Here is a 16,370-nt window from a genome sequence, read left to right as displayed (position 1 = left end):
AATGCTCAGGACAGTCACCATATCTGTAATAATTGGAACGTTTCTGATAGGCTCGTATTATGTTGTGGCGGCGTCCTATGTGCAGCCAAAACAACAAAACAAGCTTGGTATGGCATTGTCTGACATACGGCCAGATCTGACATATGAAAAATTCATTGGGCTAGACGAGGATGAAAAGTCGTTTCTGATACAAACAATGCCATCTAGTACAAGAAATCTCATACTGGAAGAGGCAAGGGAGAGGCCAAGCTTTGCAGCAGAAAGCAAAGACATCATGACAGAAATCTCTGGATCATCTGAGCTTCGCATGATCAAGCTTACCCCGGTAAGCGGTGTAAAGGGGTATGATGCAGGCGGGCAGGCAGCTGTCTATGTCTCTGGCAAAACCACGTTTCTGAGACTGCAGGACTTTGGGATAGCAAGCGGAATTGATCAAAAACTATACCTGACCAAAGATGGCACAATAGAAACGGGAATAGAAATCGGCCCACTACGTGCATCACAGGGGGACCAAAACTATGACATTTCAGGAATAGACCACGACACATACAATACTCTGGTCATTTACAGCAAGCCGTTTGATCTATACTATGGCTATGCCAAGTTTGTCAAGCCTGAAGGCTAGCGCCTTATCCGGTCTTGTAGTTTGTCAATAAACTCATCAAGCTGGATGTTTTTCTTTTCGTTTTTGCGCAAAATGTAATACAGTTCTTCCGTTGCTGCGTGATAGTCAACGCCAATTGTCTGGGCAATATACAATGACAGATATGCCAGGAGAATCTTGCGAAGCAAAATCTCTGATGAATATTGCGCAAGATCTGACCCAAGCTCGTCCAGTACATTTGCAAAATATGCATCCAAATACGAGTCCTTTGATTCACGCTCTCGCATGGCAAATGCGCCACCGAGGCCTCGCTCTATCATGTGGATTTGCTCTACAGTTTCGATAAACTCCTCGTTTAGCTTGGAATCTTCTGATAATGTCTGGGAAACCAAATCTGCACAGTCCTGCTCTGAGCTGTTCAGTGTGTTTTTGAGTGAAAACATGACGTGGCATGCAGCACATCCTTGTCCTAGGTGAGTCTTGTGGGTGCGAATCTTTTCCAGTTCTTGGACTATTAGATGTCGCAGCTCTTCTTTTTCCATGGGTGTGATTGTTCTGTCTTTGCTTTTAATTCATTCCAGCAGACTCTTAACTTGCATTTTCTACACATGATCGGGCGATGACGAAGAGTTAGAGACTTGATCAAAGATGATCGGATTCAGTGAATCGGAGCCCAAAATTTGGAATGAATTTGGAACATTTCTTTAATACAATCTGATATTAGTGATAGCGTTGAACAAAAAAATAATCATAGGGATAATAATTGCCGTAATAATTCCAGTTGCCACATACACTGGTGCGCCATTGTTCTTTGACGTTACCACGGATGAGCCAATTCCGGAAATTACCAGCACGATAACTACAACCGATGGCACGACAACCTCTACTATTGAAGAACCAGTGCTAATTGCATCCGGACAATTCATAGGAGTAAACGACGGAATCCACAACGCGGAAGGACAAGCAAAGGTGCTCAAGCTGGCAGACGGACAGCAACTGCTTCGACTGGAAGATTTCAAGTCGACCAACGGTCCGGACCTGTATGTGTATTTGGCAACTGATGACACAGCACAAGACTATGTCAGCCTGGGTGAGCTGAAAGCAAACATTGGAAACCAAAACTACGAGATTCCAGAGGGAACTGATTTGACAAAATACAACACTGCACTGATCTGGTGCAAGCAGTTCTCTGTATTGTTTGGCTCTGCAGAAATTAGTAGCTGAGCTGCCACCCAAAAAGTCTAGCACAGATGGCCGCTCTATTTGCTCAGCGTATCCTGTGTATGGTGTGATTTTATTTCAAAGAGATGTTGTACTAACTGAACACACTATCCAAAGACGATACAGTGCTCGCACTCGCAATTGGGAATCTGCTTTGCCTTTGCCAAGCATTTTGCGTGCTGGCCTGCCTGGCACTGGACACAGATCTGCTCAAGATTCTCAACTTCGGTGTATTTTTTGGACTGGTCAAAGCCAAATCCTCCGTCGCGCGGGCCTACCATGATATCATAGCCAAAATGTGTTATTTGTCCTTTGGGTCGTCCTTGGGCTTGTCCCACATGTGCATTGTTCCCCGAATCATAAATGCGCCTACGATTATTGTGACGATTCCTATTACAACAAACGCAAAGGCCTTGCCCATTTTGCCCAGTGCCGACATGACTGGTATTTGCCCGTCTTTGCATAAAAACAAAGCCGAATTTTGCCCCAGACGAGCTACTCCTTTTTAATAATCCGCTGGATTTTTGGCCAGGATTGAGCCTATCGCAACCCAAGACTAAAGCAAATACCTGCATATTTTGCGGAGACGCCCACAAGGTGCCGGCAAAGTGCAGCTACTGCGGATTCAAATTCTGTGATGAGCACATCAAAACAGAGAATCACCAGTGCGGAAAGACACGATATGCAGAATATGTGCGCAAAACTGACGCAGACACAATCCCCAACCTTGCCTCAGGCCAGTTCTTTGTGGTATGCGATATGTGTGGTTACAGATCCTCTAGCGGATCTCTAATCGAATTTGCAGGAGAGGAGCTAGTCCAGCATATGCAAATAGTTGGCTGCTCTGGACACACCTATCTTGAAGAGGTAGGAAAATCCCCGCAATTTCACCCTCAATCCATCCCAGTCAAAAAGGAAGACCCGATTGCAACACCGGTTCCATCTCCTCCAAGCAAGGACAATATTGTGGATCAGCTTGCAAAGCTTGCAGTGCTCAAGGACACCGGAACACTATCCGATGAGGAGTTTTTGTTTATCAAAAAAGAGATTCTAAAGCAGCTACGCTAGGTTTTTCTTTTTTAGTATTTCATCAAGCTGGTCCTTTACCTGCTTGTGCTCTATTCGCTCTCGCTGCAGTGTGGTCTTGATTATCTCCATTTCCTTTTGCATTGCCTGGATTTTTGCGTTAAGCGATGATACAACAGAGCTGGCCGCAGCTACTACGCTTTTTTGGTCTGCCCGCTCGCCTGCGTTTGCCATCTGATTTTCAATGAATTTGAGCTCGCGCTTTGCATTTTCTATTTCTTTTTTCTTTGACTCGGATTCCGCTCGCATCTGTTCTATTTCTATTCTGGCAGATTCCAGGCGGTGGTTTGTCTCAAGCAGCTCTTGGTTTGCTGCCTCTTGGGCCTTTCTGCTGGATTCGTATGATTTTTGAACCGAATCCAGGTTTTTCTTAATCTCGTCTGTTTCGGTTTTGTACTTTTGGTATTCAGTTCTTGCTATTTCCAAGTCGGTCTTGGTCCTGTTTGCCTCTGATAGGAGGGCCTTGTTTTCCTCCGCCTGCCTTTTTGTCGATTCCAGTTCAAGCTTGGCTGCATCTATTTGCTTGAGTAGCTGCTGGTACTGGACTCGGTGGGCGTCCATCTCTGACTTTTTCTCGTTTGCCTCTTTTTTTGACGCCATCACGGTGCTGACTATATCATCATATTCTGCTTTCACCTTGTCAAGTTTTTCAGACACTGACCTGAGGTGCTCTGTCTTTGACTGCAATTCTAGGTTTAGCTGTTCAAGCTCGGCCGCAATTCTTTCCTTTTGGATTTCTTCTGGGCTCTTTACTTGTACTGGCTCTGGTGTAATCTCTTGTGTTTCTGTTGTAGTTTCTTCTTCCTTTTTTCGCCTAAAGAGTCCCATGTGATATCACCATGTATTGCAAAGATGAATTTTACTATTTACGAATGAATCGAAGGTAGAACCCAAGGCCGCCAACTATGAACCCAACTACAATTAGTGCAATTCCTGTTTGCGGCTCGCCTGAAAACCAAGTCGGTGCGATAAAGAACAACAGCGCCCCAAGTATTATCAGGAAAAACCCGCCGCTCTTTCTTGGTCTATTGTGTTCGCTGTGTGCCATGTCAGATGTGCTTTGATATTGTTTGCGCCACTTTTTTTCTTCCAATATCCATGATGAACGGCCCGATTTTTGGTCCGCGGCTTGCGTTGATTATTATCTGGTATAATACCATGAAAAAGTCCTTTGGCTGGACATTGTTCTCTTTGGCAATGTTGTAAATTGTGTTCTGCAAGTCTTCTGGATCCCTGTCTGATTCTAATATTGTGACAAGCTTGGAGAGTGCCGTTTTGGTTTCAGAATTGATTTCTATTTTTGCAGCTTCCTCATCCTCAAAGTCGTCTGCATAATTTCCTGCTAGCTCGATTAGCTGCTCAATGTGGGGCTCGGAGTTTTTGATAGAGCCATAGTCGATGAGCTTTTTTGTCACCAGACTTTTCCTGTCTTCCTTGAAGATTCTGCATAATTCTATTAGCAATCTGAAATTGACGTGCGTCGGAGGGGTCTTTGGCGGGTTTAGCAAATTTGTGTACTCGTACAATCCTCTGGTCTTGAGCAGCTTTGCCTCATTTTCCAGCTTTATTTTTCCAAAATAGACGTCCTCTATCTCGTTGTATTCATCCATTAATGCCGGAATGTCCTCAAAGCCTAGCTCGCGCGCACCTGTGATTCTTTTGTATAGTAATAGTAACATGGACTTTGGCGTTCCATACCTGAACCATTTCTGTGATGTAACGACATTTCCTGCAGATTTTGAGATTTTCTTGCCGCCCTTGTCCAAAAACATTTCATATTTTACGTGGTGCGGTGGCGGATGGCCTAATACTTCCTCAGATACCCAGTCGTTTACCTTGACTGAATCCATGATGTCTTTGCCGTATGCTTCAAACCTAATGTCAAATGCATGCCATCTTGCGGCAAATTCTACCTTCCATGCAAGTTTTCCTAAGTCCTTTGAAATGTCTGCCTCTCCTTCGTGGCCGCAACCCTTGAGCATTTTTGATCCAATCTCTGCTTCGACGCATCGGTACTTTACAACTCGCCTTTCTTGGTCATACTCGTATGACTGCGCAGTGTACAGCCTGTTGCATTTTGCACAAACGGGATAGTAAGGCAAAAATTTCTGGTATTTTTCCTGACCTACCAGTTCTGCGATCTTGTTTCCAATTTTTTCAGAATTGATAAGAATTGTATGGATTTGGTCGCGAAGCAGGCCGTTTTTGTAAGTGTCTCGGGCCCGAATGAAATTGTATTTTATTCCCAGCTTATCCAATCCGTCAAGTAGAATGCTGCTCATATGCATTCCATAGGAGTCATGGCACCCAAACGGGTCAGGAATTAGAGACACTGGCTTTGCAATATGTTCTGATAGTGTCTCTGGCAGGCCCTCTGGAATCTTTCTGAGGCCATCCAGATCATCAGAATATGCTATCAAATCAGACTTGTAGCCTAGATTTTCCAGTGCAAGCTTGACTCCATAGGCTCGAACCGCATCGCCAAGTGAACCAATATGCGGAATGCCGGATGCGCCAAGGCCTGACTCTACTTTGAGCAGTTTTGTGTCTCGCCCCAACCGCTCTTCTCGCTCTATCATCTCTGATGCAAGCTTGTCAATCCAGGTTCCCTTACCTATGATTATTTTTTCTTCTTCTGACAAGTCACTCACTCTAGTTTTTTTGCCATATATGGACCATCTAAAGTGTATCCAATTTTTCTATAATATTCGCGGGTGCCTACTGCAGATATTACCAAGAGTTTTCTGGCATCAAACTCTTCGCGCGAGATCTTCTCTGCCTCACTCATTAGGTTCTTGCCCAGACCAGAGTGTTGTATTTGTCCATCTTCTCGCTCTCCAATTTTGAGTGATTTTCCATATACGTGCAGCTCCCGTACAATGCAGGCCTCTTGCGTTATTTCTTTTCTGTGAGCCTTGGAGCTTGGCTTGCGCAATCTCAAAAATCCGTATATTCTGTCCAGCGAATCATCATATGACAAAAACACTTCCTCTCCGCCAGACGAGGTATAGTCTTCCCGGCGGAGTCTGGTCTCTTGCTGTGGCTGTGTAGTAAATCCAACTTCACGACATCGAATGCACTTGCAGGCCATGCCGTGCTTTTTGAGTCTCTCAAGCACTATTTGTCGCAGGTTGCCTGATTTTGGCCCAGCAATGATTTCATTTGGGCCAATCTCTCTCTGGACCCGCATTATTCTTACCCACCTTGGAATGTTTTTCTTTAATTCCATTAGGACATGGATCATGTCATCATCGGAGTATGGCGTATATTTTCCCTGTAGATAGTCCTGGTACATTGGTGTGTGCTGTAATACAAGCGACGGGTAAATCTTGAGCATGTCTGGTTTTAGCGAATCATCTGAGAACAGTTTCTTAAAATCCGAAATGTCAGTTTCAGGAGTGACTGTGGGCAGTCCTGGCATCATATGCGCTACTATCTTGTAGCCTGCATCCTTTGAAATCTGGAACGATTCCACTACATCAGAGTATGTGTGGCCGCGGTTGACAATTTTATACACCGATTCTTGCAGGCTCTGCACGCCAATTTCAATTCTGGTGACTCCATAGTCAAGCATCATATCGATATGTTCTTCCTTGCAATAGTCCGGCTTTGTCTCTATAGTGAACCCGACATTGCGGATTTGTGCTGTTTCGTTTGCTTGTTTTGCCTCTTCAAGAGTGGTAGAGTCAAATCCATTTAGAGCATCATAACATGATTTTATGAAATTTGTCTGATAGTCCTTTGGCATGAAAAGAAATGTCCCGCCGACAATAACTAATTCCATCTTGGATGGGTCGTGGCCGTATGCTACAAGCTTGTCAAGCTTGTTTATGATCTGTTTTTTTGGGTCGTACTGGTTTTCAATTGCGTTAATCGTTGACGGTTCATTACCGGTATAGGAATTTGGAGAATTAAATTCAATTCCGCCGGGACAATACGTGCATCTGCCGTGCGGGCATGCATATGGCTTTGGCATCAATGCAATCACTGCAACACCAGATGCTGTCTTGACTGGTTTTTTTAGCAATATTTTTTGCAGCCTAGTGTAATCATTTCCGGAAACTGTAGACAGTATCTCGTGGTTCTTTGGGATTCTCTCCAGGGCATATTTTGTGCAGATTTTTTTTATCTGCGATTTGATCTGGTCTTTTGTGGCATCCTGTATTGAGAGGAGGTTTTGTGAAATCTCTACACATGCTTGTGAAAATGTTGCGCTGGGCATTGTCTTGAAAATGTGAATCTGGCCTTAAATTTCTTAGAATTATTGTCGTCTCTTTGAGGCTCGTTTCTTGGAGCGCTTTGCCTTTGGCTTGGATTTCTTTGATTTGGTTTTCTTTACATTCTTTGTCTTTTTCTTGGCTTTTTTGGAAGATTTCTTCTTTGCAGCCTTTGGTTTGGGTGGCGATAACAATCCAGCATCTGCTCTTGCCTTGAGGTTTTTCATCTGCACCAGCTCCACTCGCGTCTTGGCAGATAGTTGCGCCAAGTCTGGGTCTATTGCTGGAAATGTGCTTCCCTGAGATTCAAAGCACTGCGGATGAAAGACGCGTCCTTTCTGGTAGACCATTGTTTCTTTTGGAACGCCTTGCTTGCAGACGGCACACATGTCTACAAAGTTTTCATCAGCCAATGAATGAGCGACTTGGTCGCTCTAATTTAATATTTATCGATACGATGCGATCTAATTCTGAGTGGCGGGATTTTGCTGCATGTCTTTTCGATATTCCAGCTTTAACCAAATCGGTGTAATCAGTGACGTTACTGCTACCATGATTACAATAGTAGTGTAAATGTTTGGCATCAATACTCCGCTGGACAAGCCGACTCCTGCAACAATGAGGCCTACCTCGCCTCTGGAAATCATCGCAATTCCAACCCGCCTTGACTGGGCCTTGTTTTTCAAAAACAGCATTGCAGGCAGACTACATCCCATCAGCTTGGTAGCTATTGCAACACCAATTATTACTGCGCCAATTAACAACACTTCTGCATTTATTCCACGGAAATCAACCTGGGCGCCGATTATTGCAAAGAACAATGGCGCAAAAATCAGACCCAATTTTCCGATATAGTGCTCCACACGTTCAAAGACTTTTGTAGTAGATAGTGCCATGCCGACAACAAACGAGCCCAAAATCGGCGACAAACCAATCCATGCAGCTAGGCCCGCAGCACCAAAGAACGCCGCAGTCACAATTCCCTCAATGCTTCCGCTTGCCTTCCACATTTTCGAGTTGACCATGCGAGGAACTAGAAATATCGCAGCAATTGCCATGGCTGCAAAGAACGCCAGAACCTTGAATATTGTAAAGACCGCATCTGTGATGTCCACTTCGGCTCCGCTTCCGCCAATTGATGTCACAACAGACAATACCGCAATTGCCAAAATGTCGTCAATTACTGCAGCTCCTATGATAAGTCGAGCTTCCGGAGTTTTTAGCTTGCCAAATTCGCTTAGTACCTGAACAGAAATTGCAATGCTTGTTGCGGTGAGTGCAGTTGCTACCAGCATTGCTTGTAATGCGTCAAAGCCAAAGAACTGGAATACCAAAAACCCGACAAAGAATGGGACCACAACGCCTAGCGTTCCGACAGTAAATGACGCCTTGCCGCCTCGGATGAATTCCTTTGGGGTCATCTCCAGGCCAGCCATGAACAAAATTACTATTGCACCGATTTCGCCCAGAATCTTTACCTCCTCTGTGAGTACAACTAGGTGTTCTCCCTGGAACATCAAAAATGCGCCAATTGCAAACGGTCCAACTATCATTCCTGCAAGCAGCTCGCCAAGCACTATTGGCAGTCGTATCCTGACAAACAATTCCGCCATGAGCTTGGCGGCAAAAAGCAAAACACAGACAGAAATAATAACCTGAACGAAATGCGATTCCATTTTTCCCTTAATTTGATAAAATGTTATAGATTAAAAATGATACGAGCGTGACGCTACGCCAGCTTTTTGTCGTCCAAAAAGACGCCGACTTTTGCAGAAATGTGGCCAATCTCATATGATACTAGTTTGTGCTTTTTGTAAATTGACATTATCTTGTTTACCTGACTTTTTGGCGCTATGGTGCAGAATCCTACGCCCATGTTGAATGTCTTGTACATTTCCTCGTATGGTACTCCGAGATTTTCTATTAACTGCATTATCTTTGGCGGTTCTGGCATCATATCTAGCACAAATCCAGTCTTTTTTAGCCTCAAAAGCTTGGTAAATGCGCCCCCCGTGATGTTTGCCAGGCCGTGCACCTCGCATTGCGATATTACATCCAAGACCGGCTTAACATAGATCTCAGTAGGTGTCAGCATTGCATGGCCGATTTTGCCCACTCCTCTGACATTATCTGAAACTGAATATTTCTTTAGCAGGACCTTTCTTGCCAGTGAATAACCATTGGAGTGGATTCCGGTGCTTGCAATTCCAATTATTGCATCGCCTGGCTTGATCTTGTTTCCAAGGATTAGCTTGGTCTTGTCAACTAGGCCTGCAACCATTCCTGCCAGATCAAACGCAAATTTCTTTTCCTCAAACAAATCCGGCATGATTGCGGTTTCTCCGCCAACAATTGGCACGCCAGATTTTTTTGCACCAGCTGCCAACCCCTTTGCGATTTCTACAAACACGGACTCGTTGTTTCGGTTTGCGGCAATATAATCAACAAACGATACGGGCTTGGCTCCAATGCAAATTATGTCATTGACATTCATTGCAACACAGTCGATTCCTATTGTGTCGTATTTTTTTAGCAGATTTGCAATCAGTACTTTGGTCCCAACACCGTCGGTGTGCGTCGCCAAGTATTTTCCTCCGTGAATCCCGACTAGTCCAGCATAGTGTCCAAATCCAGACTTGACCATTCCAGAATGAGTCGACGCGATTATTTTTCCAATTGCAGACTGGCTTTTTTTGATTTTAGAAACGTCGACTCCTGCGGACTTGTAGGTTATCATGGTTTTCTAATTCTATACTCTCTACATATACATTCCAAATTCACACTGCGCAGATTCATCCGGATCTTAATTTGTGATTTTACAAATCTGCCATTTGGGCGTTTCACATTTTTAAGTGATGCCTGATACAAAAAATTGTGGAACATGATCAAATCATAAATAATCTTGGGCCTGCTTTGGAAAACCTCTTCAAATTTCAGGATTCCATGCCAAAGTTTGAGCCTCTTATTGGTGAAATCATGTCTGCACCGGTGTTGTTGCTTGCAGGCGCAATAATCATTTTTTTGGGCGTCGCAGGAGAAGCATTCTTTAGGAAAACCGGGATTCCGGACATTGCGTTTTTGATGGTCCTCGGGGTGGTCATAGGGCCAGTGCTTGGCATAATCCCGACAAGCACCGTAATTGATGTTGTGCCGTATTTTGCTGCAGTTGCACTTATTCTCATAATGTTTGATGGCGGCCTTAATCTGGATATTAGAAATGTGGTCAAAACTGCGCACTATGCGCTGGTCCTTGCAATTCTTGGCTTTTTGGCCTCGATATTTTCAGTGACGCTTGTTGCATTCTATGGGTTGCAGTGGGGATTAATCGAAAGCATCCTGCTTGGAGTAATAGTTGGGGGAAGCAGCTCGATTATTGTGTTCGGCCTGGTGCGAAGGTTTCCTATTTCTGATCAGACAAGATCCATGCTCTCTTTAGAGTCTGCAATGACTGACATTCTTGTCACCATTACTGCGTTTGTCCTAATCGAGATGCTGGTTTCAGGAGTGTTTGATCCGGCAGTTGCAGTATCGTCATTTGCAAAATCAATCGGGGTTGGACTGTTGCTTGGGTTTGCAATAGGGATACCATGGGCATATGTCACCACCAAATTCAAAAATGCGCAACACTCCTACATGCTCACAATTGGAATATTGTTTGTGATATTTTTTGCAGAAAAATCCCTTGGCGGAACCGGTGCTCTGGCGCCCCTGATTTTTGGCCTGATGCTTGGCAACAAGCAGGTATTATCAAAACGCCTCAAATTCAAGCTGCCAGAGATTTCTCTGGACGATCCGACCCACAACCAGCTGACCTTTCTTGTCCGCTCGTTTTTCTTTGTGTTCGTAGGCCTGCTTGCAACGCTGGGCCGAATAGAATTCATCATATTTGGCGTAATAGGCGCAATTCTCATCTATGCCACAAGAATCCCAATAGTCTCAATATCGCTTCGCAAAAAATTCCCCAAGTTTGACAATCTAGTCACAATAGCAATGATTCCACGGGGTCTTGCAGCTGCCGTGATGGCAACAATCCCACTCACGATGGGCCTACAAAACGCGGAATATTACCCGCAGATTGTTTTTGTGGTAATACTAAGCTCAGTCATAATTACTACTGTCGCGCTGAGCAGGGCAAAATCACAGATGCCAAAAGATCCAGACATACAAAATACAACCTAATCACATGTCAGAATATTTTGCAATCTCCCACACCGTGGGCGTTTGCGCAAACAAGGAATACTCCTTGTATTTTAGAGAACAATACGTATCCAGAAATTCGTCCGTAAAGACCTGGCTCAAAAATCCACTGTCTGAGCACAATGCGTCAAGGGACTCTTTGAGACTCGATGGGAGAAACCTGACATTGTGTTCCCTTAGTTTCTGCGGGGTCATTGCATAGACACTTTCCTCCACTGGGCTGCCGGGATCGATTTTTCTTTTTATTCCGTCAATTCCCGCAAGCAAAATCGCCGACTCTAATAGGTAAATGTTGGCGGTGGGATCTGGGACACGATATTCAATGCGTTTTGAGGCACTGCTCTCATTGAACGTTTTTGGAATTCTTATTGCGGCGGTTCTATTGCTTAGGCCCCAACAAATGCCTACTGGGGCCTCATATCCTGGAACAAGTCTCTTGTACGAGTTTGTAGTCGGGTTTGCTATTGCAGACAGGGCAGGCGCATGATCCAGTATGCCTCCGATGTAGTATCTTGCAGTCTGACTGAGGCCTGCAACCGTATCATTCTGATCATAGAAAACATTTTGCGAATCCGCAAAGACGCTATGGTGTATGTGCATTGCAGATGCATTGTCTCCGTAAATCGGTTTTGGCATAAACGTCGCGACTTTGCCGTAATGCCTTGCCTTCATCTTTATCAAATTCTTAATTGAGATTATCATGTCTGCCATTGGCAGCATCTGGTCGTGCCGTATGTTGATTTCACACTGGCCAGAGGATGCTACCTCGTGGTGGTGGGCCTCTACATTGACGCCAAAATACCTGTGAATGTCGTCGCAGATGTCCTTTCGTATTGTGTCTAACGTGTCCTTTGGCTTTGCTGTGTAATAGCCGTCTTTTGGGTCAAGCGAAGTGTTTTCCTGCGACCATGGCGCCTCTACTGATTTTATTGAATATCCAACTGTACCAGATGACCACATGGAATTTGCCGCAGGAAAAAGCCGTATGGAATCAAATACAAAAAACTCTATCTCGGGACCGAACCTGGTCTGCGTGAACCCAAGTTTTTCCATTTCTGATTGCGCCTTGCGAACAATTCCTCTGGAATCCTTGTTGAACCTGCAGACCTCTGAGCCCTTTTTGTCGTAAATGTCGACAAAAATGCGCGCGGTTTTTCTGCTCTCGTCATAATACGTGGGAAGCTCTCTCAGTGTAGAGGCGTCCGGCATGAGCAACAAGTCCGAGTCGTCAACTGACTTGAAGCCCCTAATTGAGCTTGCATCAAGCTTTTGCAGCCCATATCGAAAATGTTCCTCGCCCAAAGAATACGACGGAATGTTGAGTGCGTGAAGCTCGCCAAAAATGTCTACAAACCACAGCTCAATATATTCAAATTTTTTCTGCTGAATCTGCAGTATTGTCTTGTCAATTAGTGCTTCCGACAAGGCTTAGCCGAGAACCTCATCATCCAGACTTGATCGGAGCGTTAGTGTGTATTTTACGTCATCAATGGTTCGTATTTTATGCATCAGCGTTTTTTTGAGCTCGTCATTGGTGTCTGCCTCAAGTATTGCTATTAGGTCGTATGCGCCGTCTGTTTTTTGAACCTGGGTTACGATGTCTATTTTTTTGATCTGCTCTAGCACCGAGTCGATTTTTCCATCAACACAGTTGATTAGAATGAAGATCTTTGACCTTGAGGAGTTGTTTGCAATGCTCATCTTGTCTCTCCTTGATTGTTTGCGTAATGCACGACGCGCTGGGGAAACGGAATCTCGATTCCCGCATCGTCTATGTCTTTTTTGACTTCCTTTAGCAAAATTGGGCCCACATTGTCCCATTCATCCCTTGGGATCCACGTCAGCACCTTTAGGTTGACGCCCGAGTCGGCCAGCTGTTCAGTCCAGACTTCGGGCTTTGGCTCGCGCAAGACGTAGGGCAGTCTTGATACTGCCTTTTTTATGACCGCAATTGCGTGGTCAATGTCCTCTTTGTACGCAATCCCCAAAGTTACCTCCAGCCTTCTTACCTCGCTTCCAGAAACGTTTCTTATTTCAGATGTGAAGATTTTCTCGTTTGGAACGCGCATTATAGAGCCGTCAAAGAGCTTTATTCTTGTCGAAAAAATAGTAATGTCCATCAGTCTTCCATAGGTGTTGCTCTGGGGAATCTCGATTAGGTCTCCTGTCTTTGCAGGCCTATCAAACATCAAAAATATCCCAGAAAACAAATTGGACACCACCGACTGTGCGGCAAAGCCGATCACTATGCCGAAGATTCCGCCTGCCACCATCAGACCGCTCAAATCTATTCCCTGGCTTGTGATTACCGCAAGCAGCGTTACAATGATTATTCCGTAATAGATCAGCTTGTGCAGGTTTGTAGCTACGTTTCCCGGAAGATTCGTGGCAAAATATCTCTTAAAGAGCGTGCTGATTATTCTTGCAACAACCACTCCAGCTACCATAATTATTGCGCCGATTACAAGGGATGCCACAGAAACCTGAGTCCCAAGAACATTGATTGTGGATGTGTCTGAAAAAATATCAAAGACCATTAGTCAAATCCCCGCTCCATTGAAAACTTGTAGTCTGTTTTTTCGGTGTCCCTTGTGGCAAGCCTCCATCCGCGGGGCGTCGCCATGGGATTCTGCACAGCTTCAATTACGTGCAGGCCTACCCTGTTCTTTATTGTGGCGTGCAGGCCGTCCATGATGACATCATTATTGTGATAGTGCAGATCATGGTCTGTTGCAGGAAACACTATTTTTCCAACTGATGTCGATTCATGCAGCTCATTTGTGATTTCTATTCCAAATCGCGCATGTGTGAATTCCTGCGGGGTGCCTCCATTTGCGGAAACGAGGCCGTACTTGCAAAGCTTGCCGTCTTCTGGGGTTCCATAAAGGCCAAATCGTGAATTGAGGGGGTCGCAGCTGAAAAAATCAAACCCGCTTGATTTACCTTCGGTGAGAACAAACACGCCCACCTCAATTGGGATGCAAACATCAAGATGCATAGTAGAGCCCGACTCGACAAACAGTGTCTCGTCAAATCTCAGAAAGAAAAAATCAGTCTTGTATGAAGGAACATGTATTGGCAAAACCGGCACAATTTCAATCTGGGCTGTCTGCAGGCTGCCTTGGATTATTTTCTTAATGGTGATATCATTGGAGGTGCGGGAATAGGAAAACTTGCCGTCTCCTATTTCTTGCAGTATTATGGCGTTGTTTGACATGCTCAAATCTGCCCTGCTATCAATCTGGTACTGGCCAAACCCAGAAAACGTATTATGTGATCTGAAAATCTCTGGCTTCATTTTATTCTGTTTATGAAAACATCCTCATTTTATGGTCGGCATTTCATCTCAGAAAGTCGAGCTTGTGTTGAACCGAAAAGCAAATGCATGGATTTTTCACCTCGTTTAGGCATTTTGTGCAAATGTGTTGCGTTATCTGCTTGCAGGTGCCGCATGTGGCAAAAACTCCAACTTGGCCGTTGCACAATGAACAAACGTTTGTTGTCTCCATCGAACACACCTATGGGAACTTGCCCTTGAAATTCCAGTGGCGTGGACCTATTCTGTCCTCGAAGCTGCTCTTTACGTTGTTTATCGAAGTAATGATGTGGGATTTTCTTCGTTTCTTTGAGCTCTTACCATTTATCCCAAGGGTTTGATGCAGCTCGTCCTCAAAAAAGAATTTTTTTCCAGAAAACGGCTCAAGCTCGTCAATCCAAATTGCACTTTCGTCATATTTTGCCAAGAACGGACTTTGAACCCATTTTGGGTTTCTTCCCTGCAAAAACCTCATCACCATTGCCTTTTTCTTTCCAATCTCTACCGTACCTAGCACCTGGATCTTGCCTGGGTTTGCAGACATGCTTGGTCCGCGAACCGTCCTTGCAAGTCCGCTCACATTTTGGTATGCATCCCTGAAAATCTCTTGCGCCCTTACCAGCGGCACGCCAAAGTATTCCTGCGCACCCGTGTCCCTTGGCACGAACATATAGTATGGAACGCAACCTAGGTTCACCTGCCTTTGCCACATATCGGCCCAGACCTGTGGGTCGTCATTTATGTGGGCAAGGACAGGCGACTGTGTTCGTATTTGTGCTCCGGTTTTTCGTACTCTGTAAATGGCGTTTTTTGCTGCCTTAGTTGAAAGCTCCACTGGGTGGTTAAAGTGGGCCATAAATGCAAGGTGTATTCCCTTTTTGACCACCCTCTCAAATAGAGCCAAGACCTGGCCTGCATCATCGTCCGTTAGGAATCGGTACGGCCAATACGACAGTGACTTTGTGCCTATTCGTATTGTCTTGAGGTTTGGCAGGTCAGCTTCAAGTAATGAGTCAATATACTTGGAGAGTATCTGCGACTTCATGATGAGCGGGTCGCCCCCTGTAAATAACACGTCTGAGACCTCTTGGTGCTCTCTTAGGTATGACACAAGCAGGTCTATTTCCTTGCTTGCAAATTTTAGCTCCTCGATTCCTACGAACTGCGGCCACCTAAAGCAGAATGTGCAGTATGCGTGGCATGTTTGGCCCTGGCTTGGGAAAAACAGGATTGTCTCTTTGTACTTGTGTTGCGTTCCGTAAAGTTTTGTGCCGTCCTTTAGCTGCGGAATGTTGTGTTCCATTTGTCCTGCAGGGTGCGGATTCAGCTGGTAACGAATTTTGTTTGCAATTGACTGTATGGTCTTTTTGTCGCTCCCATTCTTTATTGCGGCCGCAACCTCATCATAATGGCTCTTTTTGAGCATGCCTTTTTGGGGAAAGGTAAGGATGAACATCGGATCGACGAGCGGTTCATTCCAGTCTATGAGATTGTCCACCACATAATTGTTGGTCTTAAAAGGTAGGACATTTCCCACCACCTCAATTTCAAACTGCTTTTCTTCAGGGAGATTGTGAATCTGGGGTATCTCTCTGAAATTGAACAGGGTATATGGTACGTATCGTGGGGATTCGTACTCCGACCATGCTGATTCCTGCAACCTTGCGGACATTGCCAACAAAGCTCGCTTATCATTGTTAAATGTGCTGAAATAAGTGACCTATTTTCA

The 16,370-nt window shown here is 44.8% G+C and carries 20 protein-coding genes; 4 read left to right on the top strand and 16 right to left on the bottom strand.

Annotated features, from left to right (window positions below):
- The first annotated feature begins 1 nt into the window (after position 1).
- Positions 2-625: a DM13 domain-containing protein gene (locus tag NAQ_RS04095; RefSeq protein ID WP_100182366.1), complete on the top strand. Its 624-nt coding sequence runs from the start codon at positions 2-4 to the stop codon at positions 623-625.
- On the opposite strand, the gene NAQ_RS04090 is transcribed toward NAQ_RS04095, so the two are convergent.
- Positions 622-1,146, bottom strand: coding sequence for a hypothetical protein (locus tag NAQ_RS04090; protein WP_100182365.1), 525 nt, complete (start codon positions 1,144-1,146; stop codon positions 622-624). The genes NAQ_RS04095 and NAQ_RS04090 overlap by 4 nt on opposite strands.
- A gap of 190 nt (positions 1,147-1,336) precedes the next feature.
- Between NAQ_RS04090 and NAQ_RS04085 the strand changes: the two genes are divergently transcribed.
- Positions 1,337-1,828, top strand: coding sequence for a DM13 domain-containing protein (locus NAQ_RS04085; protein WP_100182364.1), 492 nt, complete (start codon positions 1,337-1,339; stop codon positions 1,826-1,828).
- A gap of 104 nt (positions 1,829-1,932) precedes the next feature.
- On the opposite strand, the gene NAQ_RS10090 is transcribed toward NAQ_RS04085, so the two are convergent.
- Together NAQ_RS10090 and NAQ_RS10085 are read right to left on the bottom strand one after the other, a co-directional pair.
- Positions 1,933-2,106, bottom strand: coding sequence for a hypothetical protein (locus NAQ_RS10090; protein ID WP_162858642.1), 174 nt, complete (start codon positions 2,104-2,106; stop codon positions 1,933-1,935).
- A 20-nt stretch (positions 2,107-2,126) separates the two neighbouring features.
- The gene (locus NAQ_RS10085; protein WP_162858641.1) at positions 2,127-2,264 is read right to left on the bottom strand and encodes a hypothetical protein; all 138 of its coding nucleotides are present in this window, start codon (positions 2,262-2,264) and stop codon (positions 2,127-2,129) included.
- A 95-nt stretch (positions 2,265-2,359) separates the two neighbouring features.
- Between NAQ_RS10085 and NAQ_RS04080 the strand changes: the two genes are divergently transcribed.
- On the top strand, positions 2,360-2,893 hold the full coding sequence (locus NAQ_RS04080) for an SHOCT domain-containing protein (protein WP_162858640.1): 534 nt from the start codon (positions 2,360-2,362) through the stop codon (positions 2,891-2,893).
- Here NAQ_RS04080 and NAQ_RS04075 read toward each other — a convergent pair.
- From NAQ_RS04075 to purM, 7 genes are read right to left on the bottom strand one after another with little or no spacing between them, the layout of a single operon-like run.
- Positions 2,885-3,739: a coiled-coil domain-containing protein gene (locus NAQ_RS04075; RefSeq protein ID WP_100182362.1), complete on the bottom strand. Its 855-nt coding sequence runs from the start codon at positions 3,737-3,739 to the stop codon at positions 2,885-2,887. The two genes, NAQ_RS04080 and NAQ_RS04075, sit on opposite strands and share 9 nt — an antisense overlap.
- Before the next feature lie 34 nt (positions 3,740-3,773).
- Positions 3,774-3,959 carry a hypothetical protein gene (locus tag NAQ_RS04070; RefSeq protein ID WP_100182361.1) on the bottom strand — a complete coding sequence of 62 codons (186 nt, stop codon included), beginning with the start codon at positions 3,957-3,959 and terminating at the stop codon, positions 3,774-3,776.
- Position 3,960: 1 nt separating this feature from the next.
- A complete protein-coding gene (lysS, locus tag NAQ_RS04065) occupies positions 3,961-5,553 on the bottom strand; it encodes a lysine--tRNA ligase (RefSeq protein ID WP_100182360.1) in 1,593 nt (530 codons plus the stop codon).
- Between the two features lie 5 nt (positions 5,554-5,558).
- Entirely contained in the window at positions 5,559-7,133 is a 1,575-nt protein-coding gene (locus NAQ_RS04060) for an elongator complex protein 3 (RefSeq protein ID WP_100182359.1), read from the bottom strand.
- 39 nt (positions 7,134-7,172) lie between these two features.
- Positions 7,173-7,541 (bottom strand): LIM domain-containing protein, encoded by a 369-nt coding sequence (locus NAQ_RS04055; RefSeq protein WP_100182358.1) that lies wholly within the window; start codon positions 7,539-7,541, stop codon positions 7,173-7,175.
- 51 nt (positions 7,542-7,592) lie between these two features.
- Positions 7,593-8,804 carry a cation:proton antiporter gene (locus NAQ_RS04050; RefSeq protein ID WP_100182357.1) on the bottom strand — a complete coding sequence of 404 codons (1,212 nt, stop codon included), beginning with the start codon at positions 8,802-8,804 and terminating at the stop codon, positions 7,593-7,595.
- Positions 8,805-8,857: 53 nt separating this feature from the next.
- Positions 8,858-9,865 carry a phosphoribosylformylglycinamidine cyclo-ligase gene (purM, locus tag NAQ_RS04045; protein WP_100182356.1) on the bottom strand — a complete coding sequence of 336 codons (1,008 nt, stop codon included), beginning with the start codon at positions 9,863-9,865 and terminating at the stop codon, positions 8,858-8,860.
- Between the two features lie 137 nt (positions 9,866-10,002).
- Here purM and NAQ_RS04040 point away from each other — a divergent pair, with 137 nt between their 5' ends.
- On the top strand, positions 10,003-11,307 hold the full coding sequence (locus NAQ_RS04040) for a cation:proton antiporter (RefSeq protein ID WP_245871730.1): 1,305 nt from the start codon (positions 10,003-10,005) through the stop codon (positions 11,305-11,307).
- On the opposite strand, the gene glnA is transcribed toward NAQ_RS04040, so the two are convergent.
- The 6 genes from glnA to NAQ_RS04015 are packed head-to-tail and all read right to left on the bottom strand — an operon-like array spanning position 11,308 to position 16,313.
- Entirely contained in the window at positions 11,308-12,750 is a 1,443-nt protein-coding gene (gene glnA / locus NAQ_RS04035; protein ID WP_245871728.1) for a type I glutamate--ammonia ligase, read from the bottom strand.
- 3 nt (positions 12,751-12,753) lie between these two features.
- Entirely contained in the window at positions 12,754-13,026 is a 273-nt protein-coding gene (locus NAQ_RS04030) for an Lrp/AsnC ligand binding domain-containing protein (RefSeq protein ID WP_162858639.1), read from the bottom strand.
- Positions 13,023-13,862 (bottom strand): mechanosensitive ion channel family protein, encoded by an 840-nt coding sequence (locus NAQ_RS04025; protein WP_100182354.1) that lies wholly within the window; start codon positions 13,860-13,862, stop codon positions 13,023-13,025. The genes NAQ_RS04030 and NAQ_RS04025 overlap by 4 nt, the downstream gene beginning before the upstream one ends.
- Complete coding sequence (locus NAQ_RS04020; protein ID WP_100182353.1) at positions 13,862-14,623, bottom strand: DUF432 domain-containing protein; 762 nt, start codon at positions 14,621-14,623, stop codon at positions 13,862-13,864. Before NAQ_RS04020 ends, NAQ_RS04025 begins: the two co-directional genes overlap by 1 nt.
- Before the next feature lie 43 nt (positions 14,624-14,666).
- Positions 14,667-14,834, bottom strand: a complete 168-nt coding sequence (locus NAQ_RS10080; RefSeq protein ID WP_162858638.1) for a hypothetical protein — start codon at positions 14,832-14,834, stop codon at positions 14,667-14,669.
- Positions 14,835-14,843: 9 nt separating this feature from the next.
- Positions 14,844-16,313, bottom strand: coding sequence for a KamA family radical SAM protein (locus tag NAQ_RS04015; RefSeq protein ID WP_245871726.1), 1,470 nt, complete (start codon positions 16,311-16,313; stop codon positions 14,844-14,846).
- Positions 16,314-16,370 lie beyond the last annotated feature (57 nt).

This window comes from Candidatus Nitrosotenuis aquarius, from assembly GCF_002787055.1.
Lineage (GTDB): Archaea > Thermoproteota > Nitrososphaeria > Nitrososphaerales > Nitrosopumilaceae > Nitrosotenuis > Nitrosotenuis aquarius.
This window is presented reverse-complemented; position numbering and strand designations above follow the sequence as displayed.

What these genes read in the sequence shown, in the direction of transcription:
- NAQ_RS04060 (WP_100182359.1), bottom strand. Translation starts at nt 7,133, where the DNA reads ATGCCCAGCGCAACATTTTCACAAGCATGTGTAGAGATTTCACAAAAC.
- NAQ_RS04090 (WP_100182365.1), bottom strand. Translation starts at nt 1,146, where the DNA reads ATGGAAAAAGAAGAGCTGCGACATCTAATAGTCCAAGAACTGGAAAAG.
- NAQ_RS04015 (WP_245871726.1), bottom strand. Translation starts at nt 16,313, where the DNA reads ATGTCCGCAAGGTTGCAGGAATCAGCATGGTCGGAGTACGAATCCCCA.
- NAQ_RS10090 (WP_162858642.1), bottom strand. Translation starts at nt 2,106, where the DNA reads ATGGTAGGCCCGCGCGACGGAGGATTTGGCTTTGACCAGTCCAAAAAA.
- NAQ_RS10080 (WP_162858638.1), bottom strand. Translation starts at nt 14,834, where the DNA reads ATGGAGACAACAAACGTTTGTTCATTGTGCAACGGCCAAGTTGGAGTT.
- purM (WP_100182356.1), bottom strand. Translation starts at nt 9,865, where the DNA reads ATGATAACCTACAAGTCCGCAGGAGTCGACGTTTCTAAAATCAAAAAA.
- NAQ_RS04070 (WP_100182361.1), bottom strand. Translation starts at nt 3,959, where the DNA reads ATGGCACACAGCGAACACAATAGACCAAGAAAGAGCGGCGGGTTTTTC.
- NAQ_RS04025 (WP_100182354.1), bottom strand. Translation starts at nt 13,862, where the DNA reads ATGGTCTTTGATATTTTTTCAGACACATCCACAATCAATGTTCTTGGG.
- NAQ_RS04050 (WP_100182357.1), bottom strand. Translation starts at nt 8,804, where the DNA reads ATGGAATCGCATTTCGTTCAGGTTATTATTTCTGTCTGTGTTTTGCTT.
- NAQ_RS04075 (WP_100182362.1), bottom strand. Translation starts at nt 3,739, where the DNA reads ATGGGACTCTTTAGGCGAAAAAAGGAAGAAGAAACTACAACAGAAACA.
- NAQ_RS04095 (WP_100182366.1), top strand. Translation starts at nt 2, where the DNA reads ATGCTCAGGACAGTCACCATATCTGTAATAATTGGAACGTTTCTGATA.
- NAQ_RS04030 (WP_162858639.1), bottom strand. Translation starts at nt 13,026, where the DNA reads ATGAGCATTGCAAACAACTCCTCAAGGTCAAAGATCTTCATTCTAATC.
- NAQ_RS04020 (WP_100182353.1), bottom strand. Translation starts at nt 14,623, where the DNA reads ATGAAGCCAGAGATTTTCAGATCACATAATACGTTTTCTGGGTTTGGC.
- NAQ_RS10085 (WP_162858641.1), bottom strand. Translation starts at nt 2,264, where the DNA reads ATGTCGGCACTGGGCAAAATGGGCAAGGCCTTTGCGTTTGTTGTAATA.